The sequence below is a fragment of the Enterococcus montenegrensis genome, assembly GCF_029983095.1.
In the GTDB taxonomy this organism is placed as follows: domain Bacteria; phylum Bacillota; class Bacilli; order Lactobacillales; family Enterococcaceae; genus Enterococcus_C; species Enterococcus_C montenegrensis.
This window is the reverse complement of record NZ_CP120467.1, coordinates 792,566-817,035: the sequence shown is the minus strand read 5'-3', so window position 1 is coordinate 817,035 and position 24,470 is coordinate 792,566. Positions and strand designations below refer to the sequence as shown.

General features: G+C 38.0%; 23 protein-coding genes. 6 read left to right on the top strand and 17 right to left on the bottom strand.

Annotated elements, in window-relative coordinates:
* Positions 1–86: 86 nt before the first annotated feature.
* The 9 genes from P3T75_RS03935 to P3T75_RS03895 form a co-directional block, all read right to left on the bottom strand.
* Entirely contained in the window at positions 87–1,052 is a 966-nt protein-coding gene (locus tag P3T75_RS03935; protein ID WP_206905147.1) for an ABC transporter permease, read from the bottom strand.
* A 2-nt stretch (positions 1,053–1,054) separates the two neighbouring features.
* Complete coding sequence (locus P3T75_RS03930; protein ID WP_282462269.1) at positions 1,055–2,539, bottom strand: sugar ABC transporter ATP-binding protein; 1,485 nt, start codon at positions 2,537–2,539, stop codon at positions 1,055–1,057.
* A gap of 12 nt (positions 2,540–2,551) precedes the next feature.
* The gene (gene rbsD / locus P3T75_RS03925) at positions 2,552–2,950 is read right to left on the bottom strand and encodes a D-ribose pyranase (RefSeq protein WP_282462268.1); all 399 of its coding nucleotides are present in this window, start codon (positions 2,948–2,950) and stop codon (positions 2,552–2,554) included.
* Positions 2,925–3,827, bottom strand: a complete 903-nt coding sequence (gene rbsK / locus P3T75_RS03920; RefSeq protein WP_282462267.1) for a ribokinase — start codon at positions 3,825–3,827, stop codon at positions 2,925–2,927. The genes rbsD and rbsK overlap by 26 nt, the downstream gene beginning before the upstream one ends.
* On the bottom strand, positions 3,824–4,843 hold the full coding sequence (locus P3T75_RS03915) for a LacI family DNA-binding transcriptional regulator (protein WP_282462266.1): 1,020 nt from the start codon (positions 4,841–4,843) through the stop codon (positions 3,824–3,826). Before P3T75_RS03915 ends, rbsK begins: the two co-directional genes overlap by 4 nt.
* 421 nt (positions 4,844–5,264) lie before the next feature.
* A complete protein-coding gene (gene trxA / locus P3T75_RS03910; RefSeq protein WP_206905164.1) occupies positions 5,265–5,579 on the bottom strand; it encodes a thioredoxin in 315 nt (104 codons plus the stop codon).
* 218 nt (positions 5,580–5,797) lie between these two features.
* On the bottom strand, positions 5,798–8,167 hold the full coding sequence (locus P3T75_RS03905; protein WP_282462265.1) for an endonuclease MutS2: 2,370 nt from the start codon (positions 8,165–8,167) through the stop codon (positions 5,798–5,800).
* A gap of 71 nt (positions 8,168–8,238) precedes the next feature.
* The gene (locus P3T75_RS03900) at positions 8,239–8,787 is read right to left on the bottom strand and encodes a CvpA family protein (RefSeq protein ID WP_206905169.1); all 549 of its coding nucleotides are present in this window, start codon (positions 8,785–8,787) and stop codon (positions 8,239–8,241) included.
* A 3-nt stretch (positions 8,788–8,790) separates the two neighbouring features.
* The gene (locus tag P3T75_RS03895) at positions 8,791–9,240 is read right to left on the bottom strand and encodes a cell division protein ZapA (RefSeq protein WP_206905364.1); all 450 of its coding nucleotides are present in this window, start codon (positions 9,238–9,240) and stop codon (positions 8,791–8,793) included.
* Positions 9,241–9,451: 211 nt separating this feature from the next.
* Between P3T75_RS03895 and rnhC the strand changes: the two genes are divergently transcribed.
* Entirely contained in the window at positions 9,452–10,408 is a 957-nt protein-coding gene (rnhC, locus tag P3T75_RS03890; RefSeq protein WP_282462264.1) for a ribonuclease HIII, read from the top strand.
* A gap of 110 nt (positions 10,409–10,518) precedes the next feature.
* On the opposite strand, the gene P3T75_RS03885 is transcribed toward rnhC, so the two are convergent.
* The 6 genes from P3T75_RS03885 to P3T75_RS03860 form a co-directional block, all read right to left on the bottom strand.
* Positions 10,519–10,878 carry a hypothetical protein gene (locus tag P3T75_RS03885; RefSeq protein WP_206905173.1) on the bottom strand — a complete coding sequence of 120 codons (360 nt, stop codon included), beginning with the start codon at positions 10,876–10,878 and terminating at the stop codon, positions 10,519–10,521.
* Positions 10,879–10,972: 94 nt separating this feature from the next.
* A complete protein-coding gene (locus tag P3T75_RS03880; RefSeq protein ID WP_282462263.1) occupies positions 10,973–12,727 on the bottom strand; it encodes an ABC transporter ATP-binding protein in 1,755 nt (584 codons plus the stop codon).
* A 49-nt stretch (positions 12,728–12,776) separates the two neighbouring features.
* Complete coding sequence (locus tag P3T75_RS03875; RefSeq protein ID WP_282462262.1) at positions 12,777–14,510, bottom strand: ABC transporter ATP-binding protein; 1,734 nt, start codon at positions 14,508–14,510, stop codon at positions 12,777–12,779.
* A gap of 419 nt (positions 14,511–14,929) precedes the next feature.
* Positions 14,930–15,598 (bottom strand): amino acid ABC transporter permease, encoded by a 669-nt coding sequence (locus P3T75_RS03870; protein ID WP_282462261.1) that lies wholly within the window; start codon positions 15,596–15,598, stop codon positions 14,930–14,932.
* The gene (locus P3T75_RS03865; RefSeq protein WP_282462260.1) at positions 15,598–16,449 is read right to left on the bottom strand and encodes a transporter substrate-binding domain-containing protein; all 852 of its coding nucleotides are present in this window, start codon (positions 16,447–16,449) and stop codon (positions 15,598–15,600) included. Before P3T75_RS03865 ends, P3T75_RS03870 begins: the two co-directional genes overlap by 1 nt.
* Positions 16,450–16,576: 127 nt before the next feature.
* Complete coding sequence (locus tag P3T75_RS03860) at positions 16,577–18,022, bottom strand: amidase (RefSeq protein WP_282462259.1); 1,446 nt, start codon at positions 18,020–18,022, stop codon at positions 16,577–16,579.
* A gap of 536 nt (positions 18,023–18,558) precedes the next feature.
* Here P3T75_RS03860 and P3T75_RS03855 point away from each other — a divergent pair.
* Genes P3T75_RS03855 through P3T75_RS03840 form a run of 4 tightly spaced genes read left to right on the top strand, consistent with a single transcriptional unit; the run spans position 18,559 to position 22,026 of the window.
* Positions 18,559–19,416, top strand: a complete 858-nt coding sequence (locus tag P3T75_RS03855) for a hypothetical protein (protein ID WP_282462258.1) — start codon at positions 18,559–18,561, stop codon at positions 19,414–19,416.
* A gap of 11 nt (positions 19,417–19,427) precedes the next feature.
* Complete coding sequence (locus P3T75_RS03850) at positions 19,428–19,565, top strand: hypothetical protein (RefSeq protein WP_206905189.1); 138 nt, start codon at positions 19,428–19,430, stop codon at positions 19,563–19,565.
* Positions 19,558–20,868 (top strand): glycosyltransferase family 2 protein, encoded by a 1,311-nt coding sequence (locus P3T75_RS03845; protein WP_282462257.1) that lies wholly within the window; start codon positions 19,558–19,560, stop codon positions 20,866–20,868. The genes P3T75_RS03850 and P3T75_RS03845 overlap by 8 nt, the downstream gene beginning before the upstream one ends.
* A 33-nt stretch (positions 20,869–20,901) precedes the next feature.
* Complete coding sequence (locus tag P3T75_RS03840; RefSeq protein WP_206905195.1) at positions 20,902–22,026, top strand: glycosyl hydrolase family 8; 1,125 nt, start codon at positions 20,902–20,904, stop codon at positions 22,024–22,026.
* A 176-nt stretch (positions 22,027–22,202) separates the two neighbouring features.
* Here the strand turns inward: P3T75_RS03840 and P3T75_RS03835 are convergent, their stop codons facing one another.
* On the bottom strand, positions 22,203–22,901 hold the full coding sequence (locus tag P3T75_RS03835) for a YcjF family protein (RefSeq protein WP_282462256.1): 699 nt from the start codon (positions 22,899–22,901) through the stop codon (positions 22,203–22,205).
* 133 nt (positions 22,902–23,034) lie between these two features.
* Complete coding sequence (locus tag P3T75_RS03830; RefSeq protein WP_230709251.1) at positions 23,035–23,607, bottom strand: TetR/AcrR family transcriptional regulator; 573 nt, start codon at positions 23,605–23,607, stop codon at positions 23,035–23,037.
* 151 nt (positions 23,608–23,758) lie between these two features.
* Between P3T75_RS03830 and P3T75_RS03825 the strand changes: the two genes are divergently transcribed.
* Positions 23,759–24,460, top strand: coding sequence for an ABC transporter ATP-binding protein (locus tag P3T75_RS03825; RefSeq protein WP_282462255.1), 702 nt, complete (start codon positions 23,759–23,761; stop codon positions 24,458–24,460).
* The last annotated feature ends 10 nt before the right edge of the window (positions 24,461–24,470 follow it).

Genomic DNA, 24,470 nt, shown 5'->3' with positions numbered 1-24,470 from the left:
GGATTAAGCTTTTTGCTCACTCCTAAAAACCATTTTTTCCATTGTGTGTTGCTTTTTTAAGGGCTTACATTTTTAGTTATCTGGGTTTATTTCTTTTTACGATCAAGTAAAACCGCAATCACAATTACGATCCCTTTGACAATCTGTTGATAAAAACTAGAAACACCTAATAGGTTCAACCCGTTGTTCAAAGTACCGATAATCAAAGCCCCGACTAAAGTACCAAAAATACGTCCTTTCCCCCCTGAAAGACTAGTTCCGCCTAAAACTACAGACGCAATTGCATCCATTTCATATGACTGACCAGCTGTCGGTTGGGCAGAATTTAAACGTGAGGTGATAATCATCCCACTAATTGAAGCCATTAAACCGGATAGCGAATAAATCAAAATTTTGATTTTATCGATTTTGACCCCCGCAACAAAAGCCGCTTTTTCATTGCCACCGATAGCATAAGTCTTACGACCAAAAGCCGTTTTGTGCAAAAGAACAAAAAGAACAATAAACATAATAAACAGTAAAACTACTGGAAAAGGAATGCCAAATAAATAGCCCCGACCTAAAAAGCTAAAGAAAAAGCTATCCCCTAAACCGGTAATAGGATTCCCTTTTGTATAAACAAGTGTTGCACCGCGATAAATCGTCATTGTTGCCAAGGTAGCAATAAAAGGTGCCATACTTCCCTTTGAAATTAATAACCCATTAATAGCTCCTAAAATCGCTCCGGTTAAAAGCCCAAGTAAAACGGCTAAAGGTGCACTCATACCATTGGCGATAAAACCGGCTGTTAATGCACTGGATAAAGCGAGTGTTGAGCCCACTGACAAATCAATTCCACCAGTCAAAATGACAAATGTCATTCCAAAAGCAATAAAACCATTGGCAGCAACCTGCCGCAATAAGTTCAACAGATTGTTGGGATTTAAGAATTCACGATTCATAACAGAAACGACAATGACCAAGACAATAAGCGCAAGTAATGGTCCTAATTTTGCAATAATACCTGCTGCATCAAAATTACTTTTTTTAGCGACGTTCTTTTTATTCTCCATTTTTATTTTCCTCCTGTTGCATAAGTCATAATTTTTTCCTGGTCAAAATCTACTTTTTGCAATTCACCATTAATCCTGCCCTCGTGAACGACCAAGATTCTGTCGCTTATTCCCATTACTTCTGGCAAGTCACTGGAAACGACGATAATTGCTACCCCGCGATCTGCTAATTCATTGATCAATTGGTAAATTTCACGTTTAGCACCCACGTCTACTCCACGGGTCGGTTCATCTAAAATCAATACTTTTGGTCCAGCACCGATCCATTTGGCTAAAACAACTTTTTGTTGATTTCCCCCAGACAGATCACCAACGATATCATCCTCAGATTGCACCTTGATTAGAAGTCGTTTAATTAATAGTTCGGCAAATTCTGCTTCTGTTTTTTTATCTATCAAGCCATTTTTTACAAAGCCGTCAATGGAAGGCAGACTAATATTATCTAACACAGAGAAGTCCAAGACTAAGCCTTCTGATTTTCTATCCTCTGTTAAAAAGCCAATACCATTTTGAATAGATTTAGCCGGGGACTCGATTTTTTTTGACTCACCTTCAATCGTGATAGTTCCTTCTTCCAAAGGATCTAAACCGAAAATTCCCCGCATAATTTCTGTACGACCAGCCCCCATTAAACCTGAGAAACCTACAATTTCACCACTTCTAACGTTAAAGGAAACATCTTTGAAAACCCCATTTGCACCGGTTAAGTGCGCTGCTGTAAAGACGACTTCTCCGATGATAGCCGTTTTTTGAGGATAATAATCTGAAATTTCGCGTCCCACCATTTTGCGAACTACTTCATTGACGTCTGTCTCACTGGTTTTTGTCGTATCAATGGAAAGACCATCTCGCATCACGGTGATTTCATCACTGATTTGGAAAATCTCTTCCATTCGGTGGGAAATATAAACGATTGCGACATCTTGTGCTTTTAATTGGTAAATAATTTTGAATAAGGCTTTGATTTCCATATCAGAAAGGGCGGCGGTAGGTTCATCCATAATCAAAATTTTTGCATCGGTCATTAAAGATTTGGTGATTTCAATCATTTGCTGTTGCCCGACTGATAGCTCATCTAATTCTTTATCTAAATCAAGTGAAATTCCCAACTGAGCAAAATGGTGCAAGGCGATTTCTCGCATTTTCTTTGTATCCAATAAACCAAAGGGAGTCTTTAGTTCGTTGTTCAAAAATAGGTTTTCCAATACGGTCATTTGTGGCCAAGAATTCATTTCTTGATGAATAAAACTAATCCCAAACTCTTCCGCTTCTTTAGGACTTGAAAATGTCTTTTCTTGTCCATCAATTAAAATCGTTCCAGAATCTTTTTTATGCAAACCGGTCAAGATATTCATTAGCGTTGATTTTCCTGCACCATTTTCACCCATCAAGGCGTGAATTTCACCGCTTTTTATTTCAATACTGACATCCCGTAAAACCTGATTTGTGCCAAAAGACTTTGAAATGTTTTTCATTTCAACGTACATGTTATTCCCTCCTTAAAAGATGACAGCAGACTGTAAAATAATGTTGGAATAAGGCGTTACTTCACCAGTACGAATAACGGCTTTACTATTTTGCGTTTGCTTTTTAAATTCTGTGTGAGAAACATAGACAATTTCCACCCCTTTAGGCAGCGCTTTCAAAACTGCTTGTAATTGTTGGGCATTTTGCGTTTTAATTTCCTCTGCTAAAACGACCTTTTCAATTGCCATATCTGAAAGCACCGCCAACAATACATCGTTAAAACTCGGTAGCCCAAACTTTAAAGCTAAGTCAATTTTTGCTACACCATGGGGTACCGGCAGTCCGGCATCCCCAATAGTAATTTGATCTGTGTGACCTAAATCAGCTAAAACTTTTGTAATCTCGCTATTTAAAATGCCATTTTTTTTCATATTGAGGTTGCTCCTTCATCTTTTCTAGTGTCGGCATACCGCCCTGGGCACCAAAGCCTTGGACAGAAATTGCAGCAGCCAAATTGGCAAAACGCAAAGCTTCTGACATCTTCAAGCCATATAGTAAAGCAGTTGCCATCGCAGCGTTAAACGTATCTCCTGCCCCTGTTGTATCAACAGGTTGCACTTCAAAAGCCGGTACAATTTCTTCTTTTTTACCATCGTGATAAATTGCCCCCATTGCCCCGAGGGTAATCACTAACTTATTGGGATATTTTGCTAATACCTGTGAGCGACTTTGATCAGGAAAAATAATTGCCGATTCGTGTTCATTAGGAGTTAAATAAGTTATCTTTTCAAGATAGTCTTTTGCAAGGGGGCGGGCTGGTGCAGGATTTAACAAAGTTTTAATGCCATGTTCCCAACAAAAATCAATAATTGCTTCATTTGTTGCTTGGGGAATTTCATTTTGTAAGATAACTAAGTCACTATTTAACAACTGCGATGCGAATCTCTCAATATTACTAGGCATTACCTCGTTGTTAGCAGCAGGAATGACAATAATGCTATTATCATGATCGTATAATACGATATGGGCAGAACCGCTTTCAGCATGTGTAACCCGTTCCACACAACTTACATCAACCCCATTTTCTACTAAATTGTTTAAAATTGCTGTACCAAAATCATCACTGCCAACTGCACCAACCATCGCCACTTCCACACCTAAACGACTGGCAGCTACTGCTTGATTGGCACCTTTACCGCCAAATGCAGTCGCAAATTTTTCACCAAAAACAGTCTCGCCTTGATCAGGCTTAATGTTTGTAGTAACCACAAAATCTGTCGACATACTTCCTACAACCGTAATTTTCATTGTGCTTCCTTCTTTCGTAAAGTATCCCGTTTGACTAAACGAGTTGGTAAGACTAATTTTTTTTGCATCACTTTTTGTCCGTTCATTAACTGATACAACATCTCAGCACCTTTATATCCCATTTCATAAGCCGGCTGATGAATCGTCGTTAGCGGCGGTACCACCAAATTACTAATTGGAATATCATCGTAGCCGATTACTTGTAGGGCATCGGGCACTTTGATATTCCGGCGGTAAGCCTCTTGAATAAGCGCAATCGCATGAATATCACTAGGAGCAATCACAGTATCAACTTGAGGAAATTGTTCAAACACCGCTTGTGCTGTAATAATTGCATCTTCCAATAAAAAAGAAGCAGAGTTCACGATATAATAATTACTCTTTTGTTGATTTAAAACACTCAAAACTCCTTGTAGTCGTTCTTGGGAGCGATCAATTTCTTTAGGACCAGAGATGACGATAATTTCTTTTGTCTTTCTTTTTAAAACCGTTGTAGCTGCTAAAGCACCGCCAGCCACGTCATCGGCGTGAATGGAATACTCTGAATCCTTGCCTACACGGTCTAAAAACACTAGGGGATGAACACTGTCATAAAAAGCATAGTCGTTATCTACAGCAGATAATACACCAGCCACGTTATTTTGATTAAAGGCGTGTAAATAATCATTAGCGCGTTCAGGATTTTCTTGGACATTGCCTAAAATAACTTGATAACCTTTTGCCTGCAAAAAATCTTCGACACCTTTTGCCAATAATGGGAAAAAAGGATTAGAAATATCCGGTAATAATAATCCCACCAATTTTGATTTTTTTTGATAGAGAGAGCGTGCCACTTCATTGGGACGAAAATCCAAATCTTTTATGGCATTATCAATTTTTTTACGAGACTCTTCACTAACATAACCACTCCCGTTGATTGCTCTTGAAACTGTTGCGACGGATAATCCTGCTAATTTTGCGACATCACGAATCGTTGCCATTTGTTCACCATCTCCCTTATGTAACCGTTTACACACATAATATAAACGATTTGTATTAAAAATGCAACCAGTTAATCTAATTTTTTTATGGATAAGTGAAAAATAGTTAATTGACACCATTATCTGCCAGAAAAAGAACTTCATTACACTTTAAATTTTACGGCCAGCTATCTGATTGGTGCAAATTTATTTTTCTACTTCCCGACCAACTAAAAAAGGCTTCGCAAACTCGCTCAGCTTTTTTGCAATAAGACTAAAATTTTGTTCAGTCGCTCCTCAGACTTAACAAAATTTTCGCTTATTGCCGATAAAGCTAGTTTGTGAAGCCAGACATCGCTAGTGCTTTTAATTTAACGTTTTTAGATGTGAAAATTTTATACTCCCTTAAGAATGAAAAAAAGATTGGGATTAAAGCCAAGCTGGCTTTTGTCCCAATCTTAAATAATAAAACTGAATTTTACAAATGTGATGCGATTAATTGTTCTAATTGGTCTTTTGTATGCACACCAATTACTTTATCCACAACTTCGCCGTCTTTTTTTAGTAACAAAGTTGGAATACTCATTACGCCAAATTGCGCTGGTGTTTCAGGATTTTCATCCACGTCCATTTTAACGATTTTTAACTCGTCTTCATCATGGCTAGCTGCTAATTGATCTAAAATTGGCGCTTGCATGCGACAAGGACCACACCAAGTTGCCCAAAAGTCGATTAAAACTAAACCTTCATCTGTTTCACTTGCAAATGTTGCATCTGTAATTGCTTTTGACATATTATTCCCTCCGATTTTGCGTTGCGCATTTTCTCAACTGGATTTCCCCAAAGGATAACCTTAAATAAGATGTATTATCTCTCTAAAAAAGAGTATAGCACTGAAAAGTTAGGGATGATAATTTTTTGCTTACAATTGGTAAGTGTAAACAACAGCTTTTGAAAAAGTGCGCTACACTGCATTCTTTCACATTTTTTTGAATTGGATTAATTTAAAAGTTATTTAAACTTTACTACGGTCGCACCATTTCCACCTTGATTTGGCGGTGCAAATTCAAAGCTTTTGACACTGCGATGATTTTTCAAATAATCTGTGATACCTTGCCGCAATGCGCCTGTACCTTTACCATGAACAATGGTTACTTGCGGATAGCCCGCTAAAATAGCCGCATCTAAATACTGATCCACTTCATTTAATGCTTCTTCATACCGCTTACCTCTTAAATCAAGTTGGGTTGCGACATGACTACTGTTATCAGAACGGACAGTGCTAACAACACGTTGCACCGGCTCTTTTACAGGTGCGACACTTTGCAGTTCACTTTCAGGTAAGGTCATCTTCAAAATTCCCAACTGAACTTGCCAATTGCGATCGCTCATTTTTTTAATCAAGATTCCCCTTTGACCATATGAAGCAACCAGCACCTCGTCGCCAGCTTTTAATTTTTTAGCTTGTTTGGCTTTTTGTAAGACTTTATTTTTCTTCAAATGATTATCTTCTGTTTGATGCAAATTATCTAGTTTACTGCGGGCATCAATTAACTCATGTTCTTTAACTGCCCCTTGACCTGCAGCCAATTGTTTTTTACGCAAATCAGAAATAATCACTTCTGCTTCTTCTTTAGCCTCATCAACGATTTCGTTGGCTTGTTTTTTTGCTTTGGCTAATTCTTTTTCCCGCTCTTCAAAGAAATAACTATAGGCCTCTTTTAATTCTTGTTGTAATTTAGCAGCTTCATCCACGTAATGCCGTACTTCTAGATATTCTGTTTCTGTCATTTTACGACGATTTTCTAAATCGGCAATCATTTCATTTAAATCTTGACTTTCCCCATCCATAATTTGTTTAGCTGCCGCAATAACTTGCGCATCTAGACCAAGGCGTTTTGAAATTTCAAAAGCATTACTACGCCCGGGCACGCCAATTAACAAACGATAGGTGGGACTCAATGTATCAACATCAAATTCCATACTCGCATTAATCGTATTGCTCCGATTGTAGCCATAAACTTTTAATTCTGGATAATGGGTAGTCGCCATGACATAAGCAGATTTTGCGCCTAATGCATCTAGAATGGCGATGGCTAGCGCAGCTCCTTCTTGCGGATCTGTCCCTGCTCCTAATTCATCAAATAAAACTAAACTGTCTTTGTCTACTTTGGCTAAAATTGAAACGATATTGGTCATGTGAGAAGAAAAAGTAGACAGACTTTGCTCAATGGATTGTTCATCACCAATATCTGCAAATATCTCATGGAAAATTCCCATTTGACTATCTTCTGCAACGGGAATTGGTAACCCCGACTGCCCCATTAATTGCAACAACCCTAACGTTTTTAAGGTAATTGTTTTCCCACCAGTATTCGGACCCGTGATCACAACGGCTTGGAAGTCTTTACCGATCATAATATCGTTGGCAACGACAATATCTTGATTGATTAACGGGTGACGCGCTTGTTTGAAAAAGACATGATTTTCTGAACTAATGGTTGGCACGACTGCTTTTAACTCTTTTGCAAATCGCGCTTTCGCATTCATTAAGTCAAATTTGCCTAGGACAAAAGCATTGTGAAGAATCTCTTTTTGATAAGGAACCAACTCAGCTGAAAGTTCAGCTAAAATACGTTCAATCTCTTGTCGTTCATTGATTTGGTGTTGCCGTAAACGGTTGTTTGATTCAACGATTTGTTTTGGCTCAATAAAAAGCGTTTGACCAGAAGAACTTTGGTCGTGAACAACACCGCCAAAAACACCGCGGTATTCTTGTTTAACGGGAATTACATAACGATCATTTCGCATCGTAATAATCGTGTCACTTAAATAGCGGGCATTATTTCCACGTAAAATCCCATCCAACTGTTCTCGAATCGTTCGTTCACTTCGCCGAATGTTATTGCGGATAATTTTTAATTCTGGTGAAGCTTCATCGGTGACATAGCCATCTTCGTCAATTGCACTTTGCAAGCGTCGTGTTAGTTCTGGCATCGTTTCTAATTGGTCATTCCAATCATAAAGACGCAAAAACTCAATTTCACTATCGGCTAAATCGACGATAAATTTTTTGACCTGTCCGGTTGTGGATAAAACCCGCGCAATTTGCGCTAATTCACTACCATTTAAGTCTGCTCCAATTTCAATTCGCTTCATTTGCGGCCGAATATTTTCAATCTTAGGAATGGGTATTCCACCGCGTAAACGCTGGACTTTTAATCCATCTGCCGTTTCATTTAACCAACTATTGATAACCGTTTCATCAGTACTTGGGATTAAATTTCCTAACTCTTCTTCCCCTTGTGCTGTTTGGAGGTATTGTGCCACCATTTGTTTCACAGAAGAAAACTCTAAGGTTTCATAGATACGTTTGTTCATTTCTTTCACCTACCTGTTAAAATGTGAAAAAAACAGGCCAGTTCAGCTGCTGCCAAACACTGCCCTGTTTTTTAAGCAAGAATACTTGTCACCCACAGATTTTTAAAAAGCCAAGACAAGATAACGGAATGTTCCACAATCATGCGGGCGGAAAAGTGATCTCGAAATATATTTTGAATTGTTGCTAAAGGAATCATCGCTAACACAAAAAGTACAAAGAAAATCACAACATAAGCTGTTAGGACATTCAACAAGCCGCCTAATACCCAATCGTAATTTTCTAATAGACGCTTAAAACGCAAATTGTTTAAAAAGACGGCAATTAAACTTGTAACTAGCCAACCAATAAACATAACTACCAAAAATGCAACTGCTGCATAATACGCCTTATCCAAATCCAAAGACTGCGTTTGGCTATAAAAAACCATTTTGGAATCTGGGGTAACAGAAGGATATGGAATGTATAGTTCCAATTTTTTTGCTAGGCCTTGGTAACTAAAACACGCCACAGCAAAAGATAAAAAATATCCTAGCGTGTATACTAATTGTAATGGCGTTCCACGGCGACCTCCAATATAAAACGCAATCACAAGTATCAGGATAATCAATAATCCAACCATCTGTTAGTCCTTTCTGTCTAGTGACGTCTTTTGTTTAATTTGTTCTTTTCTAGCTTCGTTTAAAATTTGTTGGGCGTGAACATGGTTTTTGATTTTAACATCTGTTTGCCCTTGTTCCGCCAAATATTTTCGCGCTTCGCTTTCAATTGCTTCAATTCGTTTGACGCGATTTTCCAATTCGACAATTCGAACTGTCTTCTCCCGTAGTTCTTGCACCTCTTTTTGTAGCCGCAATACTTCTGCTTGTTTGTCTACTTGGTCTGAGACTGCATTGACTGCTAATAAAATCGCAGCTTGTTCATCATTAATCTGGGGTGAAATCATCTTTATCTCACTTAGCTGTTCGTTCACAAGCTTTGTGACCAGATTCATATGCTGTGAACTCTTATTTCCAATAATCGTATAACTACGATTAGCGATCACAGCTTTATAGCGTTTGCGTTCCGCTACCATGCTCTGTCTTCCCTTCTTCATAACTTTCAGAAAACCAACTGCATTATTATAGCACTTTTACCACTAAAAGTTTTAGCGGCAAACTCCTGTATATTATAGGGTAAAAACGGTAAAATTTCCACGATTAGTTAAAATTCTCCTGTTTACCCTCTGCTTTTTTATATCTATGTTAAAATCTAATAGCAAATACAACATAAAAAAGGACGTTTTGATGAATACAATTATTTTAAAATTAAGTAAAATTCAACTTGATCAGTTAAAAGCGCATTATGCGCCCTTTACTGTTCCCACTAAAACTCCCTATACCTTATTTGTTGCCAAAAAAAGTGGTGTCACAATCACCGGCTATACTTCTGGTAAAGTAATGTTTCAAGGTACTAACGCTCAAAGTGAGGCTAGTAAATGGGATAACAAAAATGCGACAGTCGCAAGTAATACAAGTAAAAAAAATACCAGCACCTCTAATGGAAAAAATAATTTACCTACTGGTGGACTGCCAAAAGATTTTGCCAAAAAAAGTATCATCGGTAGTGATGAAGTAGGCAATGGCAGTTATTTTGGTCCTTTAGTAGTCTGTGCCGTTTATGCAGCAAGTGAAAATCTAGCATACTTAAAAGAAATTGGCGTCAAAGACTCCAAAATGTTAACCGATAAAGAAATTCGGCAACTAGCGCCTAAAATTGAAGCAGTCGTTCCTTTTCAAAAATTAATTGTCACACCAAAAAAGTATAACGAAATCCAACCAAAGTATAACGCTGTACGCATGAAAGTCGCGTTACACAATCAAGCAATTTACTTACTCCAGCAAAAAATTGCGCCTGTTAAAGAAGAAGGAATCTTAATTGATCAATTCACCTCAGAAGCAAATTATCGCAAATATTTGCAGCAGGAAAAAAATCAAGTTACTAAAAATCTCTATTTTGTAACAAAAGGGGAACAATATCATCTGGCTGTCGCCGCTGCTTCTATTTTATGCCGGGCTAGTTTTTTAGCAGAGCTAGATGCGGCTTCAATGAAATTAGGTTTTGTTGTACCCTCAGGGGCTGGTAGTAAGTCTGATCAAGTGGCAGCAAAAATATTACAGCAAGGCGGCATCACGCTGTTAGCACAATACGCTAAACTACATTTTGCCAATACGCAAAAAGCGCAAAAATTAGCACGCTATTAATACGCGAAAATAATACCCGAAAAATTCACTTTCCTTGCCACCTCAATAAAAACAGCAGGGCGCACTTAGGAGTAGGAATTTTTCGGGTAGTTTAGTTGCAACATATAAAACTAGGATTTCGGACCTTTGAAAAGTTTGGAAAAATCACCTTTTTGGGTTTGAAACTTATAAAAAATATGGAACAGACCACAGGCAACCATCAACATGCCATAGTAAAAATTTCCCTGCCAAACAGCAAACGTATTTAACGTTGCAATCAGCGCCAAAATAATAACATAGCAAACAAGGACACGAAGCATAACTCCTTTAGGTTGAATTTTATTGAAATAGGCTTCCCAAGCGCTCTGATCCATGTTGCTGACTTTACTTTTGATTTGCAAATACAACAACCAAACGCCAGTACTTAAGAACAACGCACTGTAAATTCCAACCAAAATCATGACAAATAAACTTAAAATATCACTGACCATTTTAAACTTCCAATCTATAAAATATCCATTTCCAACAGCTAAAAATGTCTGCTACGATTTTAACACAGGGATTTAGAATGTCAAAAATTGTCCATTATGCTGATAATTGGGCCGCTTGCATCTGGTACATTTGATAATAAATTCCCTCTTGTTTCACTAACGTATCATGGCTGCCGCGCTCCACAATTCTCCCTTGATCTAAAACTAAAATCTCATCTGCTTCTTTAATAGTAGAAAGTCGATGGGCAATAATAAAAGTCGTCCGTCCTTTTTGCAGTACTTCCATTGCTTTTTGAATAATTGCTTCTGTCTGGGTATCGACATGACTTGTCGCCTCATCTAAGATTAAAATTTTCGGGTTAAATACCAAAGCCCTAGCAAAACTGATCAACTGTCTTTCACCACTGGAAAAGGCCTGCCCTTTTTCTACTACCAAATGGTGAATACCATCTGGATATCGGGCAATTAAGTCTTGGGCTCCAACTTGTTTTAAAGCCGCTAAAACCATTTCATCACTAATACTTTTATCCCCCATATGAATATTACTGGCTATCGTGCCACTAAATAAATAGGGATCTTGCATGACTATCGCCATAAAACGCCGCAACGATTGGCGACTATAGTCGGCAATTTTTTTACCGTCAATCAAAATACCAACACTATCTGGTTCATAAAAGCGAAAAAGTAAATTTAAAATACTAGATTTGCCCGAACCAGTATGACCAACTAATGCGACAGTTTCCCCGGGTGCTGCTGTAAAATCAATATGATGCAATACCCGTTGTGTTTTCGTATACCCAAAAGATACGTCTTTAAATGCCACTGCACCTTTTTTGATTTGAATCTCATTTTCTTCTTGGCTTTCTATTTTTTCATCGGCCAATTCAAAAATTCTTGTACCGGCCGCAAGGGATTGCTGTACACCTGCTACGGTTTGTACCATACCTTCAATGGGATCAAATAAGCGATTAATATAATCGATAAAAGCATATAAAAGCCCCGCGGAAATTGCCAACTGGCCATTTAAAAAGAAACTAGCCAGCGTTGTGATCACGAGTAAAATCGTTATATTTCGTAAAAAAGTACCCAACCCCCAAGCCGCACCTGCATCGAGTAGGAGCGCTTTTTTACCGACGTTAAACCATTTCGTAACTGTTTGACGAAACTCTTTTAACAGCTGCTTTTCTTTTTGGAAAGCTTGAATCACAGCCACGCCTTGAACAAATTCATTTAATTGACCACTGATTTGGGAAATATATTCTCGCATCGCCAAATTATATTTCGCTGCTTTTTTTGTGTAAAAGTGCTGCCACAATACTAAAACTGGCAATAAAGTTAAAAGTGCTGCCCCCAAACGGCTGTCCAATAAGAAAATCGCAATGTAGACGCCAATAATTTGAATAACATTACTTAAAAGATTACTAATAACACTCACATAAAAACTTGAACGCAAAACTTCGGTATCGTTAGTAATACGGGCCACGATCTTTCCTGCTGGTAATGTATCAAAATAGGCAACCGGCAGTTGGTGTAGCTGAGAAAACAGTTGATCCCGCATTTTCTTGACAATTTGATTGGCCATTTTTCGCAACTGTAAAATACTTACATAACGAAAAAGCGAACCTACAATATTTAACAATAAATAAAAAGCTAATAATTGAATTAATAACATGACCGGCAAATTTCCAGTGTCAAAGGCCGGTGTCATAACATTATCGATCATTCTTTTGGCAATTAAAGGCGAGATTAACTCCAAGCCTGAAGCTAGAATTAACAATAATACGCTAACGCCAAAGATTAATTTGTGGGCTTTTAAATAGCTTAAAAGCCGCTTAATTATTTTAAACATCTTTTTACTCCTTAACAAACAACTTGAGACAACCCTCCCTGAGGGTTTTTTATTTTTCTTGCAACTGTTGATGATAGTATTGTTCTTGGTACCAGCCAGCTGTTTTAATCAGTTCCTGGTGCGTCCCTTTTTGAATGATGTTGCCATCTTCTAAGACAATAATTTGATCAGCAGACGTAATAGCTGACAAACGATGGGTGACAATAATGGAAGTGCGATTTTTTTGGAGCAGTTTAAGCTGGTTAATAATCGCCTGCTCCGTTTTGGCATCCACGGCTGAAAGCGCATCATCTAACAACAAAACCTCACTGTGGCGCAAAAAGGCCCGGGCCAATGATAACCGCTGCTTTTGCCCGCCAGATAATGAAACACCTTTTTCTCCAATCAGTGTCTCTAATTGTAACGGCATTTTTTCAACATCTTGGGCCAATGATGCACTAGCTAAAGCTTGCCATAATTCCTCTTGTGTCGCATCTTCTTTACCAAAAAGTAAATTTTCTTTGATCGTCCGGGAAAACAACGTATGCTCTTGAGGAACTTCGGCAAATTGCTTTCTAACAGCTGCTGTATCAAAAGCTGTTAAAGGCACATTGTTTAATTGCGGAACTTGATCTGAATATGGGTAGCGATGGAGCAACTGTCGCAGCAAGGTAGTTTTGCCACTACCAGTTTTTCCCACAATCCCAACAATTTGACCTTTTTTTATCGTGAGATCAATGTGCTGTAAAACTTTATTAGAACTAGAGGGATAAGAAAAATCATAATTTTCAAAAGTGATTTTTGCAACTGCTGGCAGCATTTTGGGCCCGGCTTGTTCCAAATCATCTTGTGTTTGCAAAACTTCATTGATTCGTCGCCAAGATGCTGCCCCTTGTTGCATCACATTTACCAGATCTCCAGCAGAAATCATGGGCCAAACAATCATGGTTAAATACACTTGAAAAGAAACCATGGCACCAACTGTGATTTGCTGTTTTTGAACCATGAAGGCCCCAACACCAAAACTTGTGACAAAACTAATGGCTAAGATAATCGTAATCAAAGGACCAAAGCGAGAATCTAGTTCTGAAACGCGATTGTTTTTTTCTTTAACGACTGTCGTTTTCGCTTCAAATGCCTGGCGCGTTTCTTCTTCTAAGCCAAAAGCCCGCACCACGCGAATGCCATCGATGATTTCTAACACTTCACTATTCAAATCAGAAACCGCATTTTGAGCTTCCGTAAAAAGACGATCGACCTTTGAACCCCATTTAAAAATATAATAGGCTAAAATCGGCATCGGCAATAATGCAATTATGGTTAAAACTGCTGAGACTGTCGTTGCCATCATCAATAAAATAAAGCCCAAAAATAAACTCGTATTCATAAATACCATTAACCCATAACCAACAGTCATCCCCATCACTTGAACATCATCACTAGAACGAGTCATTAAATCGCCCGTGCGAAAACGTTCATAAAACGGTGCCCCCATTTTTAGAAAATGCGCCATCAATTGCTCCCGCAAACTTTTTTGCAAATCATAAGACCCGATAAACAAGTGATAGGTCCAAGTAAAGTCTGCCAAATAGCACATGATAATCGTTAACGCAAAGAGTCCACCGTATTGCAGCAATAACGCAAATGTCAGTGTCTTTTGGATAATGGCATCAATAAACAAGCGAATAATATAAGTTGGTACAACAGCTAACGCGCTGTTAATAATCATAAAGAACAAAACGACAGCGTAACGCTTTTTATGTTCTTTAATATATGTGAATAAATGCTTTAAAACGTATTTCATAATAACCTCCAAAATAAAAGAAATCCTTGCCTGTTTTTATTATAAAAGCTAGATAAAATCTTCTGGCAAGATATAGCTTTTATCATTTTTGCGCGCAAAAAAGACTCTACCCGAGTATAAAACCCAAGGCAGAGTCTGACTGTTAATTCAGCATACTATTGCACTAATTGGAAATATCATACGGGAGTAAGGAAATATTTGCGATGAATGAATGGAATTTTAGTTCGTTTAATGTAATCATCATGCTTCCTCCTTCCCAATTTTTTTGTAAACGTTACCCAAAGGATAACAGGTTACAAAAAAATGCACAAGTATTTTTTTCATAATTATTTAAATATATGCATTTTTCTGTACATTTAATCATCCTTTTACAGTAATCTTGAATAGCAAAAAAAACTATCCCCTCACTACCATTTGGCTTAGTCTATCGTGCCAAAACGTTTTTCAAAATATTTTTCCAAATGATGTTGGCAAAAGCCAATCAAAATACATAATCCCCAATAAATTAAAGCGACTAAAATATACATCGACATATAATCAAATGTCCGACCGCCAACAATTTTGGCCTTTTGAAAAATATCAGGAATCGTAATCATGGCTGCCAGTGAAGTTCCTTTAACTAAATCCATTGCCACATTTCCTAAAGCCGGCACGGATAAGCGAAAAGCTTGCGGCAAAATAATAAGTCGGATCGTCTGCCAAAAATTCAAGCCAGTAGCGTAAGCTGCATCCCATTGTCCATGCTCTACTCCTGTAATAGCGCCACGATAAATTTCGCCGATAAAAGCACTGCTGGTTAGGCTAAAGCAGATAATCGCAGCCGTTAGCGCCGGCAGTTGATATGGCAACCCAAAATAAAGTAAGAATAACAAAACCAGAGCTGGGACTCCCCGTAAAAAGGAGATATAAAAACGAATTAGGTTGCGTAATATCTTACTAGGTAAAAAAGACAAGACTGTAAGAATTACCCCAATTATATTTCCCAATAAAAAAGTAATCAAACTAATCCCTAACGTATAACTTAAGCCTTGCAACACAAAAGGTAATGATGCAAGCATCAAGCCAAAATCAAGCTTTGGAATATACATTAGTCTGGTGACACCGTTTCTTTAATTTCTTGTTTTGGTTTAACTGAAACGTCAGTTTGAAAATAAGTTTCAGAGATTTTTTTCAACGAGCCGTCTTTTTGCATAGCTTTTAGCGTTTCATCAACTTTTTCTTTTAAAGCCTTGTGCTCTTTAACAAACAAAAAGCCTGTGTGGTTAGCGTTAAAATACACGTCCTCTAAAATTTTAACAGGAATAGCCGGTAATGCTGCAACGGACATTTTTTGTAAATAATAATCATTTAAGATAACATCAGTGCGTCCATTGGCAACGTCGGTTAGATATTGATCATTTGTCGCATTATCATAAGTTACAGGTGTTGCCCCATATTTTTCCGCAATTTTCATATAGCTCGTATTCGGTTCACCGGCGGCTTTTTTTCCTTTTAAATCAGCTAGTGAATGGATACCAGAATCATCACTTTTTCGGACAATCATGCTATCAAAAGAATATTTAATAGGCACTGATAAGGAAAATTTCTTAGCCCGCTCTTTTGATAAACCAAAGTCATTAGCCGCAAAATCTGCCTCACCGCGATTAATTGAAGAAATTTGACCGTCTACATTGTATTCCTTAAAAGTAACTTTGACGCCCAAACGTTTGGCGACTTCTTTGGCCACGTCCACATCATAACCATTTAATTCATTTTTATCGTTATAGTATGAAGAAGGAAATAACGTACCCGAAGTTGCAACGGTTAAGTTTTTTTCCTTTTCTACTTTAGCCCAACTATCATCTTTTGTTGCTGCTTTTGTATTACTATTTCCATTACCACAGGCGGCTAAAACCATCCCGCTTACTGCAATAACTGCTAATGTTGCCCATTTTTTCATCGTCTTCCCCCTGTAATGCTTATTATTTATTAATCCTAGTTTTTATTTACTAGGTTAAATACAAATACCCGCGAATGCTTTTTATTCCCCAAAGCTAGCAGCAACAATATGTTTGGTCTTGTCCAATTTAATCTTGATACGCTTTTGGTAAATGAAATTTTTTATTTACTTCAAAAATAGTACCAATTTGAAAAAGTAAATCTTCCCGACCCTTAGCTGCCATAAATTGAATTCCTAAAGGTAGCCCTTCAGCAGTAAGATAAGTCGGCAAACTAATTGCCGGTTCCCCAGTTAAGTTAGCCAATTGGGTAAAAGGCGAAAGAGCCAAGCTTTTTTCAAACATTTCATACACAAGTGCGTCTGCTTGTGCCTCAGACAAATTTTCAGCTTGCGCTAATTTAGCAAAAATTGCTTCACTTTGTAGGCTTGCATCAATTTTCGGTGCTGGGTATGCAGTTGTCGGTGTTAAAAATAAATCGTATTGTGTAAATAATTCCTCCATGACAAAGGCTGCACGATCCCAATTTTGTAAAGTTGCCACATATTTTGCCGCCGAGGTCTTCAACCCTGCTTGGTAAATTCCCCAAGTCATTAACTCCATGTCCTCTTTTGTGACGTTACGCCCAATTCCTTGTTGTATTTCAGCAAACATTGCCGCTGTTTCAGCACCATTCATTTTGTAATAATCTAAAATCAGTTGTTTGCCATCAAGTGGATAAGTGATTTCTGTGACTTCATGTCCAGCTTGCTGTAAAAATTCAGCCGCATCCTTTACAGCTTTTTTTGCTTCTTTTGAGACATCACTTTTAACTGGTGAGGTTGTGGTATAGGCAACCTTCAATTTATTTTTAGTTGGTTTATCTTCCCACTCTAGTTTTGGTGCTTGATAAGGGGCTGCCGGATGTTGCCCTCGCATAGCGTAGAAGAGTTTTTCTGTATCCCGCATGGAAACGGTTAATGCAAAATTGATTGCTGCTCCTTGCCAGTCACGCCAAGAATCTGGGCCGGTCGGAATCGTGCCACGGGTTGGCTTTAAGCCAATCAATCCGCTAAAAGAAGCCGGAATGCGAATCGAACCACCGCCATCACTTGCCGCTGCCAAAGGAAAAATCCCTGCGGCAACAGCCGCCGCTGCCCCACCGCTTGAACCACCAGGAGAATAGGCTAAATTCCACGGGTTACGTGTTGGACCGTAAAGTGTCGGATCGGTAATATTTTTAAACCCAAATTCTGGTGCGTTGGTTTGACCAAAAGGTGTCAAACCACTTGCAGCTAAAGATTTCACAAAATTATTTGTGTGGCTAGCTTTGGCATCTTTAAAAATTCGTGAAGCCGAGGTTTGTGCCCAGCCTGCCTTATTTTGTCCTAAAATTTTTAGTGGTACAGGCAAACCACCAAATACACCATCTTTATTGTGTTCATATTCTTTTTTGGCTGCGATAACATCAAAATCACTAACAAAAGCGTTTAATTTACCTTCTGCGGCTGCTTTTTTGGTTATCTCGGTTAAAAGCGTCTCAATCGAAATATTCCCAGCTTTTAATGCCTCCGCGTAATACGTTGCATCCTTCACGTTTATCCCTCCTGAACTTTTGCTGTTTTATTATGCCTGCTTAGCTAAAGCAAGCGCTATCCTTCTTTTGTATTATTACCATACCTGCCAAAATAGTACAACTAATATATATTGTAATATTCAAAATAAGTCTGTTATTTACTGACTAATATCAACTGATACTTTTTTATTCTCCAAATAAATAGAACAGTAAATAATCCTGTTACAAAATTATCCAGCAATTTTTTACTTATGACCAAAAGGATGATTTTGGAAGCTGTCCATTAAAAAAAGCTTGCAAACTTCTTCAACGCGTCAGTAATAAACGTTTTTTCAAATCTCTTGAAATTTTACCTTTGCTTAAATAAGCTCTTATGAAAGCCAGACAACACGAAAGCAGTCAAATCAATATTTTCCCTTTTAAAAATTTACACCGTATTCACAAAAACGCTCATTATCTGCAATTTTTTTACACCATTGTAATCAAAATAAAGGTAGATTTTTATAAGCTATGGTACGCTAGGGTTGAAAAGGACAATTATAACGAGGTGAATACAATGAACAAACTCCGCTTTCGGATCCATTTAGAATTCGGCGTCATTTTGTTAATGGCATTAGACTTACTCCAAAATTTAATTCTATACAATTACGTGGATCGCCAGACTTTTTATTACGCAAATATTCTGGTCTTCTTAGGTATTGTTTTTGGCATGATGGGGACCTCCCTTTTTGTCGTGATTGTTTCGCTGATGATGATTGCCATTGGTAGCTTTACTCTCTACTTTTTTCCAATTGTCATGATTGATTGGTTGAAAATCTATTTTATTTTTATCGTTCCTGCCTTCACTGTTTTGGGTTATTTCATTAAGACGGATATTTTCTTACGCAAACAAGTAATAAGCAGTAGAAAAGACATGGCGACGTATTTAAAAAATACCGATGCCTTAACCCAACTTGGAACCCTCACAAAGTTCAATGAATCCTACCAACGTTTTGTAGAAACTATTGAACTACGGCCAAAACTAGATCGCTGTTTGGCAGTTTCTCTTTTTTATATTGATTATTTAGACCAATACCGCTATCAAAGTGAAACCAAGACCAATGAGTTAATTAAAATACTGGCGGACGATTTAGAAACCATTCGTTTACCAGAAGAACAACTTTTTTATGTTGGGGATGGGGCATTTGTCGTTTTAACATCTTTAGTTGGTACAGAAAATATCGAGCAGTTAAGAGAATTGACGCAAATTACCAAAACGCAGCTGTCTTTAATTCCTTTTGACGGCAACCAAGATATTACCTTGCGTTCTGGTTTAATTGTCTTAGAACGTGATAGTCAGCTAACTGCTGAACAAGTTTTAAGTCGCCTAAATCGTCAAGCCGAGACCGATTTATCTGAAGAATACATTGTTTAAGGAGGATCAATATGCTGACAATTTTTTATTGGCTGGCAATTGTCGTCACCATTTTATTTTTCATTGCAACAATCTTGCTATTTATCAGTGCATTAATTATCCAATCGCGGGTTTGGAAATATTTCAAAAGGAGGAACTTGCGTGGCTAGAGGTTTAATGATTTTTACAATTGTTTCGATCTGGGTTTCAGTCTTCTTCTCACTTTTAACGATTTATGGCGCAGTAACTTTTTTACTAAAAAATTTGAAACCACCTAAACGTAAATTAGATCCACTTGTAGAATATCCCCTTATTACGATAGTCGTTCCAGCCCACAATGAAGAAATCGTCATTAAAGATACTGTGCGGGCAATATTGAATTTGAACTATCCAAAAGAACAAATGGAAATCTTAGTCTTTGCGGATAATTGTACAGATAATACCTATGAAGAGGCCCTTAGCGTAACGAGATTACCCCAGTATGCAGACTTTAATATTGAAATTATCCAACGCAGGGGTAAAGGTGGCAAAGCAGGTGTATTAAATGACGCCTTAGCAAGAGCCAAAGGCGACTGGCTGTGCGTCTATGACGCAGATGCAATGCCAGAACGCAACGCCCTTTATTTTCTCGTAAAAAAAGGGATTGAAGATCCCAAAAATTACGCTGCCGTTTTTGGTCGCAATAAAACACGAAATTATAAACAAAATTTTTTAACCCGCTGTATCAATTTAGAAGTTGTGACATCCCAGCGCATTCAACATACAGGATTGTGGCAACTTTTTAAAATCGGGCATATTCCTGGCACCAATTTTATTATCCAAAAAAATTACGCCAGAGAAATTGGCGGCTGGGATAACGGGGCCTTGACAGAAGATACCGCGTTATCATTTCGAATTATGGAACAGGGAAAATTAATTGCCTTAGCACCCCAATCAGAAGCTTTTCAGCAAGAACCTGAGACAATCGGCGTTTACTATCGCCAAAGAAAACGTTGGGCCAAGGGAAATTATGAGGTCATCACGGGCAACTTGAAGCATCTTTTTGACAAAAGCAACTGGCGCATCAAATGGGAAGTCTTTTATTACATCAATACTTTCTTTTGGTTTAACTGTGCCATTGTTATCTCTTCTGGGATTTTCCTTGTTAATCTGGTGACGATGTTATTGAATTTTATTGGTTTTACCTTGCAAATGCCCTTTACTTTTGGTGGTGGCAATCGCCAAATAGCTGCTATTTTATTAGTAAATTGGGCGATGATGTTTGCCATTTATTTATTACAAATCAATATTGCTTTAGTTAGTCAGTACGGCCAAGCAACTACAGAAAACTTTTTGTACTCGGTTGCTTCTTATTTTACTTATTCCCAATTGTTTTTAGGCGTTTCAATTGTGGCTTTCTTTTCTTTAGTATTAGACCGCATTTTTAAACGTGATGGTACAAAATGGTATAAAACACAGCGTTTCAACGATTAATCTTTGTTAAATATTTGAAGGTGGAGGTTTGCGATGAAGAAAAAACCCTTAGTATTATGGGGCATAGCAGCAATTTTGCTGGTATCTTATGTCGCAATTTTATTTATGGCGATTAAAGACAACCGTGCCCATATCCAACAAAAAATGTATGATGATTGGCGCGAACACTATCTAGTATCTTCCAAACAAGGAGATATAGTGAATACAGCTGCTAAAGGTAAAACGGCCCTGTCAGAAGCGCAAGGCTATGGCATGGTGATTGTAACCTTAGCCGCAGAAAAAGGTTTTGCCAAAGAAGCAGATTTTGAAAAATTATATCGCTATTACACTCATTACCAAATCAGCGAAAAAAAGCCCCTGATGCAGTGGCGGCAAGCGGAAACAAAAAAAGGTTGGGTTTCAGATAGTAAACACAATGCAACCGATGGTGATTTAGACATTGCCTATAGTCTGCTTATGGCCAGCAAGTTATGGCCCAATAGTAAACATGACTATAAAACAGCTGCCCAAAACTTATTACAGGCGATTAAAGCATACAATTATAATCCCCATACCGGCTTTCTAACTGTCGGAGATTGGGCAACTGTCGATGAAAAAGCCAGCCAAATTTTACGTCCTTCTGACATTATGCCGGGGTATTTTGATGCCTTTTATAAATTTACTGGCGATCGTTTTTGGCAACAGTTAAATGACCGCGGGATTGAATTATTGCAACAATTATCGGCGCAACACAAAACCGGTCTTATGCCAGACTTTGCCTGGATCAAAGATAACCGTGTGATCGCTGCTAAAGCAAACGAAGTTAATAACAAATATGACGGCGATTATTCCGCTAACGCCTGTCGCATTCCTTTGCGTTTAGCCCAATCTAATGATAAACGCCTGGCACCTATCTTAAGTAAAATGTTACGCTTTTTTGAAAAAGAGAATATGGTCTTTGCCGGCTACAATTTAAAGGGCAAAGCATTAGTAGATTACCAAAATCAAAGCTTTTCTGCCCCCGTTTTAGTCGGCGCTTATCACGAAGATCCTTATAGTGGTTTAGTTACCTCACAAAAATGGGTCATCCAAGAGCCAATTCACGGTCAAAATTATTACGACGAAACGCTGAAAGTCCTTTCCGTTTTAGAAATGTATAAAAATCTCGACGTAAAATAGAAGCTGTATAAACGCGATCAGCTGAGCTGACTAACAGTAAAAGTAAAGATAATGAATTCCCTTGCGCCACTGATAGCCAGCTAGGATTTAACGAAATTACGCGCAAATAAAAAAATCCCGTACCTACAAACAAAGACGAAATTTCGTCATAACTGTTGTAGCGACGGGATTTTTAGTTATTTCTTATTAGCAGATTGCAAAGCTTTAAACAATGTATTGAACTGCCCCTTAAAGGACATCACTTGTTCAAAAATATCTTCACCATCATTCAACATTTTTACCGTTACCCAGCCCAAAGACTCAGTGATGGCCATTGCGACTACGGCGTTGACTGCACCGCCTCCGATTGTGCCGACAACGGGAATAAATTTCAAAATATTTCCGACTGCACTGCGGCCAAAACTAACGACCACCAGCTCCTTTGTCATGCTTTTTCCTATTCCTTCTGACCAAGATTGACCAAAAATTTTATGAAGTCGCGCCATCATGACTAACTGCACTGGCACTAATAAAAAAGCATCCGAAAATGGAATTGGCGACAAACCAATAATCGCCGCACTCAATGAAGCCATATGAATGATTCCATGGGATTTTTTTTGGGTTGTTTCATCCACACCCTTTAAAAACGGATCAAAAACACTGTCAAAGCGACTGCGGGTGGTCGCTAACAAGGATTCTGCCTTTTCTTTAGTGCTATCAAATGTCTTCATGATAATCGCCGCAGCAGAATTTGGTAATTTTTTTACGACATCACCAAAAAAAGATTGAAATGCAGCATCATCAACTTCAGTGTCAGCTAGAACAATTTTTTCTTCCAAATCTTCCTTCTTTTTTACTTCAGCGCCATTTTGACGGCGGCGTGGAAATTTCACCATAATCGTCCCCTTCTCATTCTTTATTTCCGGCATTTCTTACCAAAAGGTAAATTACATTAGCTACTACTTTCAAAATATACTTTTTGCCTGTTTTAAACAACTATTACGTTTTTAACGTAATTAAGTTTACTTTTTAATTACGCAGCTCTAACTGTTGTGCGATATTTGCCGGAAAAGAACTCTGCAAAATTTGGACAATTTCGTGGGGATTTTTCTTTGGATATTGTAGCAGCCACGTTTTGATACAACCCAATGCACCACTGACAAAATACGAAAAGTAAAGCTCCAAATCTGCTTGGTTCTTCGTACCAAAGACAGCTGCAAAACGGGCAATAGAAGAAGGTTTGATCTCTTCTAGTAACAAATTGAAATTTTGTTCTTTGGTTTGATTTAATAAAATAATTGTCGCCAACTGTCTGTTTTCCACAAAAATGGCCAAGAGATTTTCCAACCATGTATTAAAGTCTGGCTGTTTGGCATTTAAACGCTGCAAAACATCGCTAAAAAATTCTGTTTCAATCTGGTGCATCAAATCACTGGGATCTGTGTAATATTTATAAAAGGTCCCACGATTTATATCAGCGGCTTTTGCGATTTCGGTAATCGTAATAACACTTAATTCCTTATTTTGTAAGAGTTGTAAAAATTCCTGTTGAATGATTTTTTTCGTCATTTGGCTACGGCGATTATTCTTGGTACCAACCATAATTTCCTCCTTTTTCTAAACAAATAAATGGCAGTTTGTCTATTTAATAACAAGCAAAAAAAGATTGCTGATTGTTTTGTTTCCAAACTCCTCGTATACTGACATAGTATCATTAATTAAACAAGTTGTTCAATTAAAGGAGAAAATAGCCATGAGCTTTTTAGAAGTAAAAAATGAATCGAAGCGCTACAAAATGGGAGATTCAACCATTACCGCCAATGATTCCCTCAGTTTTTCCGTTGAAAAAGGCGAGCTTGCCATTATTCTTGGTCCTAGTGGTGCAGGAAAATCTACTGTGTTAAATATTTTAGGCGGCATGGATACTCCAGATGAAGGCGAAATTTTCGTCGCTGGTAATGACATTGCCAAATATAACGACAAACAGCTTACAGCCTATCGCCGGACAGATGTGGGCTTTGTTTTCCAATTTTATAACTTAGTTCCCAATTTAACAGCCAAAGAAAATGTCGAGCTTGCAACAGAAGTTTCTAAAAAAGCACTTGATCCTATTCAAACTTTGGAAAATGTCGGCTTGCAAAACCGCCTCAATAACTTTCCGTCACAATTATCCGGCGGTGAACAGCAGCGAGTCTCCATCGCCCGCGCCCTTGCAAAAAATCCTAAATTACTCCTCTGTGATGAACCGACGGGCGCTTTGGATTTTGAAACAGGAAAACAAGTCTTAAAACTTTTACAAAACGCGAGTCGCAAAAATGGCAACACCGTTTTAATCATCACCCACAACTCTGCGTTAGCACCAATTGGCGACCGCGTGATTCACATTAATGACGCGAAGGTACGCTCAGTTGAAATAAACGAAAATCCAATTTCAATTGACGAAATAGTTTGGTAGGTGGCTGGTA

What these genes read in the sequence shown, in the direction of transcription:
- P3T75_RS03935 (WP_206905147.1), bottom strand. Translation starts at nt 1,052, where the DNA reads ATGGAGAATAAAAAGAACGTCGCTAAAAAAAGTAATTTTGATGCAGCA.
- P3T75_RS03930 (WP_282462269.1), bottom strand. Translation starts at nt 2,539, where the DNA reads ATGTACGTTGAAATGAAAAACATTTCAAAGTCTTTTGGCACAAATCAG.
- rbsD (WP_282462268.1), bottom strand. Translation starts at nt 2,950, where the DNA reads ATGAAAAAAAATGGCATTTTAAATAGCGAGATTACAAAAGTTTTAGCT.
- rbsK (WP_282462267.1), bottom strand. Translation starts at nt 3,827, where the DNA reads ATGAAAATTACGGTTGTAGGAAGTATGTCGACAGATTTTGTGGTTACT.
- trxA (WP_206905164.1), bottom strand. Translation starts at nt 5,579, where the DNA reads ATGTCAAAAGCAATTACAGATGCAACATTTGCAAGTGAAACAGATGAA.
- P3T75_RS03905 (WP_282462265.1), bottom strand. Translation starts at nt 8,167, where the DNA reads ATGAACAAACGTATCTATGAAACCTTAGAGTTTTCTTCTGTGAAACAA.
- P3T75_RS03900 (WP_206905169.1), bottom strand. Translation starts at nt 8,787, where the DNA reads ATGGTTGGATTATTGATTATCCTGATACTTGTGATTGCGTTTTATATT.
- P3T75_RS03895 (WP_206905364.1), bottom strand. Translation starts at nt 9,240, where the DNA reads ATGGTAGCGGAACGCAAACGCTATAAAGCTGTGATCGCTAATCGTAGT.
- rnhC (WP_282462264.1), top strand. Translation starts at nt 9,452, where the DNA reads ATGAATACAATTATTTTAAAATTAAGTAAAATTCAACTTGATCAGTTA.
- P3T75_RS03885 (WP_206905173.1), bottom strand. Translation starts at nt 10,878, where the DNA reads ATGGTCAGTGATATTTTAAGTTTATTTGTCATGATTTTGGTTGGAATT.
- P3T75_RS03880 (WP_282462263.1), bottom strand. Translation starts at nt 12,727, where the DNA reads ATGTTTAAAATAATTAAGCGGCTTTTAAGCTATTTAAAAGCCCACAAA.
- P3T75_RS03875 (WP_282462262.1), bottom strand. Translation starts at nt 14,510, where the DNA reads ATGAAATACGTTTTAAAGCATTTATTCACATATATTAAAGAACATAAA.
- P3T75_RS03870 (WP_282462261.1), bottom strand. Translation starts at nt 15,598, where the DNA reads ATGTATATTCCAAAGCTTGATTTTGGCTTGATGCTTGCATCATTACCT.
- P3T75_RS03865 (WP_282462260.1), bottom strand. Translation starts at nt 16,449, where the DNA reads ATGAAAAAATGGGCAACATTAGCAGTTATTGCAGTAAGCGGGATGGTT.
- P3T75_RS03855 (WP_282462258.1), top strand. Translation starts at nt 18,559, where the DNA reads ATGAACAAACTCCGCTTTCGGATCCATTTAGAATTCGGCGTCATTTTG.
- P3T75_RS03850 (WP_206905189.1), top strand. Translation starts at nt 19,428, where the DNA reads ATGCTGACAATTTTTTATTGGCTGGCAATTGTCGTCACCATTTTATTT.
- P3T75_RS03840 (WP_206905195.1), top strand. Translation starts at nt 20,902, where the DNA reads ATGAAGAAAAAACCCTTAGTATTATGGGGCATAGCAGCAATTTTGCTG.
- P3T75_RS03835 (WP_282462256.1), bottom strand. Translation starts at nt 22,901, where the DNA reads ATGGTGAAATTTCCACGCCGCCGTCAAAATGGCGCTGAAGTAAAAAAG.
- P3T75_RS03830 (WP_230709251.1), bottom strand. Translation starts at nt 23,607, where the DNA reads ATGGTTGGTACCAAGAATAATCGCCGTAGCCAAATGACGAAAAAAATC.
- P3T75_RS03825 (WP_282462255.1), top strand. Translation starts at nt 23,759, where the DNA reads ATGAGCTTTTTAGAAGTAAAAAATGAATCGAAGCGCTACAAAATGGGA.